This window comes from Streptomyces griseus subsp. griseus (assembly GCF_000720255.1).
GTDB classification, from domain to species: Bacteria; Actinomycetota; Actinomycetes; order Streptomycetales; family Streptomycetaceae; genus Streptomyces; species Streptomyces griseus_I.
The window spans coordinates 1-361 of record NZ_JOJE01000185.1 but is presented as its reverse complement, the minus strand read 5'-3'; the positions used below and the strand labels follow the sequence as shown (position 1 = coordinate 361).

General features: G+C 68.7%; 1 pseudogene. It reads right to left on the bottom strand.

What is annotated here, in order from left to right:
- Positions 1 to 129 precede the first annotated feature (129 nt).
- Positions 130 to 361, bottom strand: a pseudogene (locus IG99_RS43705) (gfo/Idh/MocA family oxidoreductase); the annotation flags it as partial.

Genomic DNA, 361 nt, shown 5'->3' with positions numbered 1-361 from the left:
GGGGGTGGATGTAGGGCTTGGGCGATTCCAGTTGGACGGTGTCCGGCTGGTACACGTAGCGGAACAGCTCGGTGTCGCCGTCTCGGACCGTGACCGAGGTACCCAGGTCGTGGCGGATTGCAAGAGCGTTCATACGAGGGCCTCCTTGACGCGTTCCCAGGGCACGGCGCCGCCGTCCATGCTGAGCGCGAACGGGTCGTCGTCGGTCAGTTCGCCCGCGGCGACGCGGACACCGCGGAAGGCGGACGCGTACGTCGCCGCTGCGAACTCCAGCGTGCGGCGCGCGTCGTGCAGACAGACGCCGGGTTCCTTTCCGGTCTCCCAGGCGTCGAACACGGCCTCGATCTGGAGCCTGTGGCCG